Raw genomic sequence first — 11,856 nt, forward strand, 5'->3', positions numbered from 1 at the left:
CCTAGCCTGGGGGGATGACCGATCTTGACGCGCGCGAGCTGCGTGACGCCTACGACAGCCAGATCCGACCGGAGCTGCCGGACCCGCTGCCGGACGGGGTGACTGTGGAGCGCGACGGCCCGCTGTTCCGCGTGCTCGGGCTCGACCACCGCGGCTTCCTCACCTACCGGACGCTCGACGGCCTGGCCGGCGCCGAGCTGGACGCGCTGATCGCCCGGCAGGTCGAGGTCTTCCGGGCCCGGGGCGAGGCGGTCGAGTGGAAGCTCGCCGGTCACGACGAGCCGGCCGACCTGGCCGACCGGCTGCGCGCCGCCGGGTTCGTCCCGGAGGACCAGGAGACAGTCGTGGTCGGTCCGGTCGCGCCGCTCGCTGCCGCCGTCCCGGTGCTCCCCGAGGGGGTACGCCTGCGCGAGGTCACCGGCCGGGCCGACCTGGAGCGGATCGCCGCCATGGAGGAGGAGGTCTGGCAGGAGGACCGCAGCCACCTGGTGTACGGGCTGGCCCGGGAGATCGAGGCGGATCCGCAGTCGATCACGATCGTGGTGGCCGAGGCGGGGGAGACGGTGGTCAGCGCGGGCTGGATCCGCTACCAGCGCGGCACCGGCTTCGCCAGCCTCTGGGGCGGCTCGACGCTGCCGCAGTGGCGCAAGAAGGGCATCTACCGCGCGCTGGTGGCGTACCGGGCGCGACTGGCGCAGCAGCGCGGCAAGGCGTTGCTGCAGGTGGACTGCTCGCCGGACAGCCGGCCCATCCTGGAGCGGCTCGGGCTCGTTGCGGTCACCACCTCCACGCCCTACGTCTACACTCCGTGATCATGGAACGGTTGACGGCGGACGAGCGGCTCACCCTGAAGACCGGCGCGTTCGGTGCCGTGTTCCTGGTCTCCAACGCCGTACCGGGGGTGCTGGCGATGGTGCGGGAGAGCTTCGCCGCCTCCGGCGCACTCGGCGAGGTGGGGGGCGTGGTGAAGGAGGCGCTGACCACCGGCCCGCTGCCGCAGCTCCCTCGGGACTCGGTCCTGGAGGTCGAGTCGGTGGTGCTGCCCGCGCTGGGCCGGTCGGTGGAGATCCTGCGCGCCAAGTCGCCGGGGGACGTCGAGACGTACCGGTCGGTGGTGCTGGACGCGGCGGATCGGGTGGCGCAGGCGCACCGGGGGATCGAGCCGGCCGAGGCGGCGGCGATCGAGAAGATCCGGCAGGCGCTGGCCGCGGCGGCGTGACGGTGGTGAGTTGCGTCACTCCGGGCCGCCGGGGTGGCCATGCTACTTGCGGGTAACATTGCCTCGTGGGGAAGTGCACAGCTGCCCGCGGTTGACCCACGTTGCGTCACGCGGGAGGCTGCGCCCGTGACCGGGCGAGTGATCGCTACACCAAACAGGAGGGTCGTCGAAGCGCGATGAACATCGTCGTACTCGTCAAGCAGGTGCCTGATTCGGGCGCGGACCGCAACCTGCGTTCTGACGACAACACCGTCGACCGCGGTTCGGCGAACAACGTCATCAACGAGATGGACGAGTACGCCATCGAGGAGGCGTTGAAGATCAAGGAGGCGCACGGCGGCGAGGTCACCGTCCTGACGATGGGTCCGGACCGGGCGACCGAGTCGATCCGTAAGGCGCTGTCCATGGGTCCGGACAAGGCCGTCCACGTCGTCGACGACGCCTTGCACGGCTCCTGCGCGGTGGCCACGTCGAAGGTGCTTGCCGCCGCCCTCGGTCAGCTGGGCGCCGATCTGGTCATCTGTGGTGCCGAGTCGACCGACGGCCGGGTCCAGGTCATGCCGCACATGATCGCCGAGCGGTTGGGTGTGGCTGCTCTGACCGGTGCGCGCAAGCTCACCGTCGACGGGTCGGGTCTGACCGTGGAGCGGCAGACCGAGGAGGGCTACGAGGTGGTCACCGCCTCGACCCCGGCCGTGGTGTCCGTCTGGGACACCATCAACGAGCCGCGTTACCCGTCCTTCAAGGGCATCATGGCGGCCAAGAAGAAGCCGGTGCAGACGCTGTCCCTGGGTGACCTGGGCGTGGCCCCGGCTGAGGTGGGCTTCGACGGCGCTACCAGCGCCGTGGTGGAGCACTCCAAGCGTCCGCCGCGCTCCGGCGGCGAGAAGATCACCGACGAGGGCGAGGGCGGCGTGAAGCTGGTCGAGTTCCTCGCCACCGAGAAGTTCGTGTGAGAGGTCACTGACATGTCTGAGGTTCTCGTCGTCGTCGAAGCCACGAAGGAATTCGGCGTCAAGAAGGTCACCCTGGAGATGCTCACCCTCGCCCGCGAGCTGGGCTCCCCGAGCGCTGTCGTCCTCGGTGGCGCCGGCGCTGCCGAGGCGCTGAGCGCCAAGCTCGGTGAGTACGGCGCGGAGAAGATCTACGCCGCCGAGGGTGAGGAGATCGACGGCTACCTGGTGGCCCCCAAGGCGACTGTGGTCGCCGAGTTGGTCAAGCGCGTCCAGCCGGCCGCCGTGCTGCTCGCCTCGTCGCAGGAGGGCAAGGAGATCGCCGCTCGCCTGGCGGTCAAGCTGGACAACGGCATCCTGACCGACGTGGTCGGCCTGGCCGCCGACGGCACCGCCACCCAGGTGGCGTTCGCCGGCTCCACCATCGTCAAGTCCAAGGTCACCAAGGGCCTGCCGCTGGTCACCGTCCGGCCGAACTCGCTCAACCCGGCCCCGGCCGCCGCGACCCCGGCGGTCGAGCAGCTCACCGTGTCGGTCACCGACGCGGACAAGCTGGCCAAGGTCGTCGAGCGGGTCGCCGAGCAGAAGGGCTCCCGCCCCGAGCTGACCGAGGCGTCGGTCGTCGTGTCCGGCGGTCGTGGTGTCGGCAACGCCGACAACTTCAAGCTGGTCGAGGAGATGGCCGACCTGCTCGGCGGCGCGGTCGGCGCGTCCCGCGCGGCAGTCGACTCCGGCTACTACCCGCACCAGTTCCAGGTGGGCCAGACCGGCAAGACGGTCTCCCCGCAGCTCTACGTCGCGCTGGGCATCTCCGGTGCGATCCAGCACCGGGCCGGCATGCAGACCTCGAAGACCATCGTCGCGGTGAACAAGGACGCCGAGGCGCCGATCTTCGAGCTGGCCGACTACGGCGTGGTCGGCGACCTGTTCAAGGTCGTCCCGCAGGCCGCCGAGGAGATCCGCAAGCGCAAGTGAGCGTCGCGTGAAAGAAGGCCGCCGCCCGGTGCACCGGGCGGCGGCCTTTTCTCGTAGGGAGCTGATCGGCGGGCCGGGGAGCTGAGCCGGCCCGCCGATCAGCCCGTCAGGGTGCCCCTCAGCAGGCTGTCGCCGGAGTGGGCGGGCTTGTTGTCGTACTGCTCCGCGCTGACGTCGACCACGGTGTAGGTACGCAGGTCGACGTTCGGGGGGATAGGCAGGAGCGCGTCCCCTGATCCGTTGCTCAGCGTACCCACGGAGAACATCTTCATCGTGTTCGGATCGATCAGCCAGACCTCGTAGTACCCCGGAACGCTCGGGAGATTCGCCACGTGCAGATGCAACCGGTTGTCACCGAGCACCCGGGCGTCGCCGGAGGCGTCCTTCGGCGTCGCACCGAACGCGGCGAGCGGCGCGCTGGCCACCACCGACGGCTGCGGATCGGCCGGCTCGCCGCCGCCACCGCCGAGCACCGCGGCCGTACCGGCCACGCCGATCACCGCGGCGGCGGTGGCGGTGACCGCCGTGGTCGCCCACCCCGGCCAGCGCCGGCTTTGCCGCGGACGACGTGCCACGACGGGTACGGCGGCCGGCTCCACCGGGTCGGCCGGGCGCGGCAGGCGCCGATCGGTCAACGCCGGCAGCTCCTCGGCGGCCCGGATCTCGGCCACGATGCCCTGCCAGATGTGCTCCGGCGGGTCGGGCAGCTCGGCCAGGCCCTGGGTGCCGGCGCCGAGCCCGGCGACGTGCTGGAGCGACTCCATCTCGCCCCGGCAGTGGTCGCAGGTGTTCAGATGGGTGGCCTCGCCGTCAGCCGCCTCGCTCTCACCGAGCGCCAGAAAGACCAGCCGGTCGTGGTCCAGGTGCTGCACCGTCCACCTCCCATCTGCGTTTCAGGCTCTGCATGCCGCGTCTGATGTGACTCTTGACGGTGCCGAGCGGCACTCCGGTCACCGCCGCGATCTGCTGGTGTGTCAGGTCGTCGTAGAACGCCAGCTCCAGCATCCGGCGTTGTTCGTCGGGGAGCCGGGCCAGCTCGTCGGCGACCACCAGCCGGTCGACCACCGTGTCCGGGTCGGGGCCGGTGGAGACCGGTTCCGGCAGTTGCTTCACCGTCTCGACCACCCGGGTCTCCCGGGCCGAGGCCCGGATCCGGTCGACCACCTTGCGCCGCCCGATTCCGAGCAGCCAGCCGACCAGTGAGCCTTTCGCCGGGTCGAACGTCTCCCGGCCGAGCCAGGCGGCGACGAACGTCGCCTGGGTCACGTCCTCGGCGTCACTGCGATTCACGAGCGTCGTGGTGGCCAGGTGCAGCACCGCTCGCCCGTACCTGTCGTACGCCTCTCGCAGGGCCGCCTCGTCGCCGTCGCGGAACCGGGTGGCGAGGTCGTCCTCGCCCGGCGGTTCGGGGCCCTGTCTGGCCGCCGTCACCGGGCGGCTCGCCTTCCGTGGGGCATGCCCGACTGTAACTCCCACAGCCCTCGCCCCACTCTCCCGGTGTGTCGGTCACGACCCTCGTCACCTCTCCTTCGTCGCCGGAGGGTCCGGCGGATGCGCCCGGAGACGGGAAAAAGAAATCGGATCCGGGCGCATCCGGGGGAGACGGAGCCGGCGTAACCCGTTCTGCAAGCCAGGCCTGACGAATCAGCACCAACCACCAGGAGGCAGACAATGCAGTACGCGATGTTCCGTCGGGTCGCCGCGGGCGGCGCGGTGGCCGCCCTCACCTTCGCCGGCGTCGGCGCCGCCACCATGAGCCCGGCCTACGCCGCCTCGTCGAAGGTCTCCGTGGTCCACGGCATCCCGGACACCCCGGTCGACGTGTACGTCAACGGCGAGAAGACGCTGAACAACTTCAAGCCCGGCGACGTGGCCGGCCCGCTCACCCTGCCCGAGGGGGAGTACGACATCGCCCTGACCAAGCCCGGTGAGGCGGTCGACAAGGCGATCCTGAAGGTGGACGACGCGAAGGTGCCGGGCGGGGCGAACATCAGCCTCGCCGCCCACCTGAGCGCCGCCGGCGAGCCGCAGATCACCCCGTTCGTCAACGACGTGTCCAAGGTGGGCGCCGGCAAGGCCCGGCTGATCGTCCGGCACACCGCCGCCGCCCCGGCCGTCGACGTGCGGGCCGGCGGCAAGCCGGTCTTCGAGGGCCTGACCAACCCGAAGGAGGCGAAGGCGGACGTGGCAGCCGGCTCGGTCAAGGCGGACGTGGTGCTCGCCGGCACCGACACCGTCGCCATCGGCCCGGCCGACCTGAACCTGAAGGAGGGCACCGCCACCATCGTCTACGCGATCGGCTCGGCCGAGGCGAAGAACCTGAGTGTGGTCGCCCAGACCATCAACGGCCTGCACTCGGCGCCGGGCGGCGTGCCCAGCGGCACCGGCGGCCAGGCCGGCACCGGCGTGGACACCTGGTGGTACGTGCTGGCCGGGGCCGGCGTGCTGCTCCTGGTCGGCGGCGGGGCGCGGGTGGCGGCAACCGCCCGGGCCGGTCGCCGGTGACGGTGCGCAACCGCGGGGCGCTGGCGGCGATGGCCGCCGGCGCCGCCGCGCTCATCCTGGCGACAGTGGTGGCGTGCGGATCCGAGCCCGCCGAGGACGTCGGCGGCGACGAGGTGACGGCCCTGGCCAGCGCCACGCCCACGCCGACACCGGCGGCGACCGGCGGCGGTTCGGTCCCGGTGAACCCGGGGACGCTGCCGGCCGGCAGCGAGATCGTGCCGCCGGTGAAGCTGAGCATCCCGCCGATCCGGGTCACCGCCACCGTGAACCCGGTGGGCGTCAACGAGCGCACCGACGAGTTCGAGGTGCCGCCCAGCGTGGACCAGGTCGGCTGGTACCGCTACGGCCCCGGCCTGGAGGCCGGCGCCGGCTCGGTGGTGATCGCCGGGCACGTGGACAGCGCCGAGCAGGGCAAGGGGGCGTTCTTCCGGCTGCGTGAGCTGGGCCAGGGGGACGAGCTGACCGCCACCGGCTCGGACGGCCGCGAGCGCGCCTACCGGGTGGTGGCCCGGGAGGAGTACCGGAAGTCGAAGATCCCGCTGGAGCGGTACTTCGCCCGCGACGGGAAGCCCCGTCTCACGCTGATCACCTGCGGCGGGCCGTTCGACGCGAAGACCCGCAGCTACCGGGACAACATCGTGATCACAGCCGTTCCCGCGTGATCACGGGCGTTCCGCGTGAGCGGCCGGACCGCCCCGGGTGGGACGGGGCGGTCCGGCCCCCGGCGCCGGGTACGCAGGCCGTTAGGCTGAACGGTGATGGCATACCTTGATCACGCGGCGACGACCCCGATGCTGGACGAGGCACTCGAGGCGTACGTCGCCGTCGCCCGCGAGGTGGGCAACGCGTCGTCGTTGCACGCGGCGGGTCGCCGGGCCCGGCGACGGGTGGAGGAGTCCCGCGAGCGGGTGGCCGCCGCGCTCGGTGCCCGCCCCTCCGAGGTGATCTTCACCGGCGGCGGCACGGAGAGCGACAACCTCGCCGTGAAGGGCGTCTTCTGGGCCCGCCGCGACGCCCGGGCCGAGCGGGTCCGGGTCGTCTCCAGCGCGGTCGAGCACCATGCCGTGCTCGACGCGGTGGACTGGCTGGTCGAGCACGAGGGCGCGGAGGCCGGCTGGCTCCCGGTCGACGCGGCCGGGCGGCTCGACCCGGAACGCCTGCGCGCCGAGCTGGCCGAGCACGGCGAGCGCGTCGCGGTGGTCACCGCCATGTGGGCGAACAACGAGGTGGGCACCGTCCAGCCGGTGGCCGAGCTGGCCGCCGTCGCCGCCGAGCACGGGGTGCCGTTCCACACCGACGCCATCCAGGCGGTCGGGCAGGTACCTGTCGACTTCGCCGCCAGCGGCGTGTCGGCGCTCACCGTGACCGGGCACAAGCTCGGCGGCCCGACCGGCGTGGGCGCGCTGCTGCTGGCCCGCGACGTCCCGGCCACCCCGCTGCTGCACGGCGGCGGCCAGGAACGCGACGTACGCTCCGGGACGCTCGACACCGCGGGCATCGTCGCGTTCGCGGTCGCCGTCGAGGCCGCGGTGAAGGGCCAGCAGGAGTACGCGGCCCGCGTCGCCGCGCTCCGCGACGAGCTGGTCGAGCGGGTCCGGCAGGCCGTCCCCGAGGTGATCTTCAACGGTGACCCGGCCGACCGGCTCCCCGGCAACGCGCACTTCTCCTTCCCCGGCTGCGAGGGAGACGCGCTGCTGCTGCTCCTGGACGCCCAGGGCATCGCCTGCTCGACCGGGTCGGCCTGCTCGGCCGGCGTGGCCCAGCCCTCGCACGTCCTGCTGGCGATGGGCGCCGACGACGACCGGGCCCGGTCCTCGCTGCGCTTCACGCTCGGCCACACGAGCACCGGCGCGGACGTGGACGCGCTGATCGCCGCGCTCCCGGCGGCGGTGGAGCGGGCCCGCCGCGCGGCCGCCCTCCGTACGCCCCGCTGACCCGGATACCCTCGGTGAGGACGAGGGGAGTGGGCCGGTGAGGGTTCTGGCGGCGATGTCGGGCGGGGTGGACTCCGCCGTCGCGGCGGCACGGGCGGTGGAGGCCGGGCACGACGTGACGGGCGTACACCTGGCGCTGGCCCGTAACCCGCAGACGTACCGCACCGGCGCCCGGGGCTGCTGCACGCTGGAGGACTCCCGGGACGCCCGGCGCGCCGCCGACGTGCTCGGCATCCCGTTCTACGTGTGGGACATGGCCGACCGGTTCCACGACGACGTGGTGGACGACTTCGTGGCCGAGTACGCCGCCGGGCGTACCCCGAATCCCTGCCTGCGCTGCAACGAGAAGATCAAGTTCGCGGCGGTGCTGGACCGGGCCGTGGCCCTGGGCTTCGACGCGGTGGTCACCGGCCACCACGCCCGGCTCGGCGCCGACGGCCTGCTGCGGCGCAGCGTGGACGCGGCCAAGGACCAGTCGTACGTGCTGGCGGTGCTGACCCGCGCGCAGCTCGACCGGTCGATCTTCCCGCTCGGCGACTCGACGAAGGCCGAGGTGCGCGCGGAGGCCGCCCGGCGCGGCCTCGCCGTGGCCGACAAGCCGGACTCGCACGACATCTGCTTCATCGCCGACGGCGACACCCGCGGCTTCCTGGCCGAGCGGCTCGGTGAGGCGCCGGGCCAGGTGGTGGACGCGCTCACCGGCGCGGTGGTGGGCAGCCACAGCGGCGCCTACCAGTACACCGTCGGGCAGCGGCGCGGCCTGCACCTGGACCGGCCGGCGCCGGACGGCCGGCCCCGCTACGTGCTGTCCATCACCCCGACCACGAACACCGTGACGGTCGGCCCGGCCGAGGCGCTGGAGGTCTCCGACGTCCGCGCGACCCGCCCGGTGTGGACCGGCGGGCCGCGCCCGGACGGGCCGGTCGAGTGCGAGGTGCAGCTCCGGGCGCACGGCGACGTGGTGCCGGCCGCCGTCGAGGTCGACGCCGACGGCCTGCGCGCGTCGCTGCGCCGCCCGGTGCGGGGTGTCGCCGCCGGCCAGGCGATCGTGGCCTACCGGCCGGACCCGGCCGGCGACGTGGTCCTCGGCTCCGCCACCATCACCGCCGCCTGACCTCGTACCGGCAGCGGATAGGCTGCGGCCGTGACTGAGCAGGCGTGGCCCTGGCCCACCGGCGCGGCGACCGGCATCGGGTCGCTGCCCGGCACCGACATCGCCGAGGCGCAGCGGATCGTGCTCGGCGAACTTCCCGCCCTGCCGCACCTGCCCGAGCTGCCCGCGCGAGGGCCGGGCGCGGACCTGGTCGGCCGCACCGCCGGCCTGCTCGTCGAACTGCCCGTCGAGCTGTACGCGGCCCGCTGGCGGATCGCCCCGCGCCCCGGCCGTGACCTGCGCCGCGCCCGCGACCTGATGGAACGCGACCTCGACCAGCTCGCCGAGCAGGCCGAGGAGTACGCCGGACCGGTAAAGGTCCAGGCGGCCGGCCCGTTCACCCTCGCCGCCGCGCTGGAGCTGCCGATCGGCGGCCGGATGCTGCGCGACCCGGGCGCGGTACGCGACCTCGCCGGCTCGCTCGGCGAAGGGCTGCGCGGGCACGTCGAGGCGGTGACCCGGCGGCTGCCCCGCGCCTCGGTGCTGCTCCAGCTCGACGAGCCCTCCCTGCCGACCGTGCTGGCCGGGCGGGTGCCCACCGAGAGTGGCTTCGGCACCCACCGTCCGGTGGAGACCGAGGTGGCGCGGGCGCTGCTGCGCGACGTGATCGAGGCGGCCGGCGTACCGGCGCTCGTGCACTGCTGCGCGCCGGACGTACCGCTGGAGCTGATCCGCTCCGCCGGCGCGGTGGGCGTCGCGCTCGACCTGTCGCTGGTCACCGACCTCGACCCGCTCGGCGAGGCGATCGACGCCGGGCTCGGGCTGCTGGCCGGCGCCGCGCCGACGCTGCCGCCGCCGTCCGGCCGGGCGCCGACGTCGGCCCAGGTCGCCGACCGGGTGCGGCGGGTCTGGGACCAGCTCGGCTTCCCCCGCCGCCGGCTGGCCGAGCAGGTGGTGGTCACTCCCGCGTGCGGCCTGGCCGGCGCCACCCCGGGGTACGCCCGCGCGGTGCTCACCGCCTGCCGCGACGCGGGCCGGCGGCTCGCCGAGGACTGACTTTTTTCCGTCGTACCCGCCGGGCACGATGACCGGCATGATTGGACGACTGCGTTCCACGGTGATCGACTGTCCCGATCCGCGCGCGCTCGCCGCCTTCTACTCCGAGCTGCTCGGCCTGCCCGTGGTGGAGGAGAACTCCGACGGCGACGAGTGGGTGGTGCTCGGCGGCCCACCCGGGCATCAGCCGCGGGTGGCCTTGCAACGGGCGCCCGGCCTGCGCACCCCCGACTGGCCCGATCCGGCCCGGCCGCAGCAGTTCCACCTCGACGTGAGCGTCGACGACATCGAGGCGGCCGAAAAGGCGGTGCTGGCGCTCGGCGCACGGCGGCTGCCGGGTGAGGGGGAGGGCTTCCGGGTCTACGCCGACCCGGTCGGCCACCCGTTCTGCCTCTGCTGGGACTGATCTTCCGCGGCTTGCGTGGTGGAGGCATGATCGCCACCGTGACCGCCTCCACCGCCACCGGCCGCGCCGCCGGTTCGCTGTTCGGCCTGGCCTACGGCGACGCCCTGGGCAAGCCGACCGAGTTCCTCACCGTCACCGAGATCGTCCGGCGCTACGGTCCGGCCGGTCCGCGCGAGCTGACCGGCGACCCGGCCCTGGTCACCGACGACACCCAGATGGCGCTCGCCGTGGCGTGGGCGCTGCACGACGCGCCCGCGTACACGGCCGAGGTGGTGGAGCCGCTGCTGCGGCAGCGCTTCGTCGACTGGTCGGTCAGCCCGGAGAACAACCGCGCCCCCGGCATGACCTGCCTGCGGGCCTGCGCCGAGCTGGCCCGGGGCGCCCGCTGGCAGGAGGCCACGGTCGCCGGCTCGAAGGGCTGCGGCGCGAACATGCGCGTCACCCCGGTCGGGCTGCTCGACGTCGACCTGGACACGATGGCCGGGCTGGCCCAGCTCCAGGCCGGCCTGACCCACGGCCACCCGACCGGGCTGGCGGCGAGCGAGCTGACCGCGTACGCGGTGCGGCTGCTGCGCGACGGCGCGGCGCTGCCGGAACTGCCCGGCCTGCTCACCGAGCGGGCCCGGGAGCAGCGCACCGTCTACCGGGACGACTGGCTCGGTGACCTGTGGCAGCGGCCCGGCGAGAGCAGCGCGGCCGAGTTCGTCGCCCGGGGCTGGGACGACTGCCTGTACGTGCTCGGCCGGCTGGAGGCGGCGCTGGCCCGCCCGGACGACGGCGGCGACCCGTGCCGGTTCACCGGCGAGGGGTGGATCGCCGAGGAGGCGCTCGCCACCGCGCTGCTCTGCGCGCTGCGCCACCGCGACGACCCGGTCGGCGCGCTGGCCCGTGGTGCCACCACGGCCGGTGACTCGGACTCCATCGCCGCGCTGGCCGGCGCGTTCGTCGGCGCCGCGTACGGCACGGCCGCCTGGCCCGCCGGGTGGGCCGGCCGGATCGAGTACGCGGGCCAGCTCACCGCGCTCGCCGCCGCGTTCGACGGGGAGGCGCCGCGCTGAGGTGCGGACGCCGCCGGGGTCAGCCGGTGAGGTGGCTCAGCCGGCGGACGCCACGCCACAGGTCCGGGTCGCAGGTGCCGGCCCGGTCGGCGAACGCGCTCAGCGACACCGGGATCGGCTCGCTCACGTCGAGGTAGCTGTCGTGGTCGGCGCCCGGATCCCAGTCCCGGGTCGGGATCGGCAGGTGGTCGTCCCGGTCCGACTTGTCCTGGCTGGTGATCTTCAGTACCTCGGCGTCCCGGCCGTCGACGCGCAGCACCAGGCAGGGGCGCACCTTCGAACCGGTCCCGTCGGCGTAGGGCACGTCGGCCCACCAGATCTCCCCGGGCCGGGGCTCGTTCCGGTCCGCCCGCCCGGCGCCACGCGGCCTCGGCGGCGTCGCGGTGCGGTCACCCCGCGGCCCGGTGCCGGTCCGGTCACGCCTCCTGTCCGCCCGGTCGCGCGTCCCGGCGCGGTCGGCCGCGCGGCGGCGCCACTCGTTCCACAGCCAGCCGGCCGCGACGCAGGCCACGATCACCAGCGCCCAGACCACCCCGTCGCGCATCCGCCGCCCGCCTCCCGACCGTTGTCGCCCACTACCGCCGACGCGATCGTCGCACGGCCGGGGCGGACCCGCCGGGTGGCGCGGCGGGCACCGGTCCGCCCTGCTCGGCGCGG

At 74.0% G+C, this 11,856-nt stretch carries 14 protein-coding genes; 11 read left to right on the top strand and 3 right to left on the bottom strand.

The features are described 5' to 3' along the window. Positions 1 to 14: 14 nt before the first annotated feature. The 4 genes from SM452_RS11750 to SM452_RS11765 all read left to right on the top strand — a co-directional run bounded on the left by SM452_RS11750 (position 15) and on the right by SM452_RS11765 (position 3,147). A complete protein-coding gene (locus SM452_RS11750; protein ID WP_262016125.1) occupies positions 15 to 812 on the top strand; it encodes a GNAT family N-acetyltransferase in 798 nt (265 codons plus the stop codon). Between the two features lie 2 nt (positions 813 to 814). Beyond that, positions 815 to 1,219 (top strand): hypothetical protein, encoded by a 405-nt coding sequence (locus tag SM452_RS11755; RefSeq protein WP_262016126.1) that lies wholly within the window; start codon positions 815 to 817, stop codon positions 1,217 to 1,219. 176 nt (positions 1,220 to 1,395) lie between these two features. Next, positions 1,396 to 2,175 carry an electron transfer flavoprotein subunit beta/FixA family protein gene (locus SM452_RS11760; protein WP_355507475.1) on the top strand — a complete coding sequence of 260 codons (780 nt, stop codon included), beginning with the start codon at positions 1,396 to 1,398 and terminating at the stop codon, positions 2,173 to 2,175. A gap of 12 nt (positions 2,176 to 2,187) precedes the next feature. Then, entirely contained in the window at positions 2,188 to 3,147 is a 960-nt protein-coding gene (locus SM452_RS11765; RefSeq protein ID WP_194799621.1) for an electron transfer flavoprotein subunit alpha/FixB family protein, read from the top strand. Between the two features lie 98 nt (positions 3,148 to 3,245). On the opposite strand, the gene SM452_RS11770 is transcribed toward SM452_RS11765, so the two are convergent. After that, positions 3,246 to 4,019, bottom strand: coding sequence for an anti-sigma factor (locus SM452_RS11770; protein ID WP_463839918.1), 774 nt, complete (start codon positions 4,017 to 4,019; stop codon positions 3,246 to 3,248). Next, complete coding sequence (locus SM452_RS11775) at positions 3,973 to 4,578, bottom strand: RNA polymerase sigma factor (protein WP_013284457.1); 606 nt, start codon at positions 4,576 to 4,578, stop codon at positions 3,973 to 3,975. Before SM452_RS11775 ends, SM452_RS11770 begins: the two co-directional genes overlap by 47 nt. A gap of 240 nt (positions 4,579 to 4,818) precedes the next feature. Here SM452_RS11775 and SM452_RS11780 point away from each other — a divergent pair, with 240 nt between their 5' ends. From SM452_RS11780 to SM452_RS11810, 7 genes are all read left to right on the top strand, one after another. Beyond that, a complete protein-coding gene (locus SM452_RS11780) occupies positions 4,819 to 5,652 on the top strand; it encodes a DUF4397 domain-containing protein (RefSeq protein ID WP_262014700.1) in 834 nt (277 codons plus the stop codon). Continuing rightward, positions 5,649 to 6,314, top strand: a complete 666-nt coding sequence (locus tag SM452_RS11785) for a class F sortase (RefSeq protein WP_262014701.1) — start codon at positions 5,649 to 5,651, stop codon at positions 6,312 to 6,314. The genes SM452_RS11780 and SM452_RS11785 overlap by 4 nt, the downstream gene beginning before the upstream one ends. A 96-nt stretch (positions 6,315 to 6,410) precedes the next feature. Continuing rightward, a complete protein-coding gene (locus SM452_RS11790) occupies positions 6,411 to 7,586 on the top strand; it encodes a cysteine desulfurase family protein (protein ID WP_355507484.1) in 1,176 nt (391 codons plus the stop codon). 37 nt (positions 7,587 to 7,623) lie between these two features. After that, positions 7,624 to 8,700 carry a tRNA 2-thiouridine(34) synthase MnmA gene (mnmA, locus tag SM452_RS11795; RefSeq protein WP_013284461.1) on the top strand — a complete coding sequence of 359 codons (1,077 nt, stop codon included), beginning with the start codon at positions 7,624 to 7,626 and terminating at the stop codon, positions 8,698 to 8,700. Between the two features lie 30 nt (positions 8,701 to 8,730). Continuing rightward, entirely contained in the window at positions 8,731 to 9,735 is a 1,005-nt protein-coding gene (locus tag SM452_RS11800) for a methionine synthase (protein WP_262014703.1), read from the top strand. 37 nt (positions 9,736 to 9,772) lie between these two features. Continuing rightward, entirely contained in the window at positions 9,773 to 10,141 is a 369-nt protein-coding gene (locus SM452_RS11805) for a VOC family protein (RefSeq protein ID WP_030270144.1), read from the top strand. Positions 10,142 to 10,167: 26 nt separating this feature from the next. Next, complete coding sequence (locus SM452_RS11810; RefSeq protein WP_463839919.1) at positions 10,168 to 11,199, top strand: ADP-ribosylglycohydrolase family protein; 1,032 nt, start codon at positions 10,168 to 10,170, stop codon at positions 11,197 to 11,199. A 19-nt stretch (positions 11,200 to 11,218) separates the two neighbouring features. Here SM452_RS11810 and SM452_RS11815 read toward each other — a convergent pair whose 3' ends face one another. Then, positions 11,219 to 11,743 carry a type II toxin-antitoxin system PemK/MazF family toxin gene (locus tag SM452_RS11815; protein WP_262014705.1) on the bottom strand — a complete coding sequence of 175 codons (525 nt, stop codon included), beginning with the start codon at positions 11,741 to 11,743 and terminating at the stop codon, positions 11,219 to 11,221. Between the last annotated feature and the right edge of the window lie 113 nt (positions 11,744 to 11,856).

The sequence above is a fragment of the Micromonospora sp. SYSU B005 genome, assembly GCF_055362685.1.

Excerpts from the sequence above, each read along its gene's own strand:
- SM452_RS11750 (WP_262016125.1), top strand. The coding sequence starts at position 15 with ATGACCGATCTTGACGCGCGCGAGCTGCGTGACGCCTACGACAGCCAG.
- SM452_RS11755 (WP_262016126.1), top strand. The coding sequence starts at position 815 with ATGGAACGGTTGACGGCGGACGAGCGGCTCACCCTGAAGACCGGCGCG.
- SM452_RS11760 (WP_355507475.1), top strand. The coding sequence starts at position 1,396 with ATGAACATCGTCGTACTCGTCAAGCAGGTGCCTGATTCGGGCGCGGAC.
- SM452_RS11765 (WP_194799621.1), top strand. The coding sequence starts at position 2,188 with ATGTCTGAGGTTCTCGTCGTCGTCGAAGCCACGAAGGAATTCGGCGTC.
- SM452_RS11780 (WP_262014700.1), top strand. The coding sequence starts at position 4,819 with ATGCAGTACGCGATGTTCCGTCGGGTCGCCGCGGGCGGCGCGGTGGCC.
- SM452_RS11790 (WP_355507484.1), top strand. The coding sequence starts at position 6,411 with ATGGCATACCTTGATCACGCGGCGACGACCCCGATGCTGGACGAGGCA.
- SM452_RS11805 (WP_030270144.1), top strand. The coding sequence starts at position 9,773 with ATGATTGGACGACTGCGTTCCACGGTGATCGACTGTCCCGATCCGCGC.
- SM452_RS11810 (WP_463839919.1), top strand. The coding sequence starts at position 10,168 with ATGATCGCCACCGTGACCGCCTCCACCGCCACCGGCCGCGCCGCCGGT.
- SM452_RS11815 (WP_262014705.1), bottom strand. The coding sequence starts at position 11,743 with ATGCGCGACGGGGTGGTCTGGGCGCTGGTGATCGTGGCCTGCGTCGCG.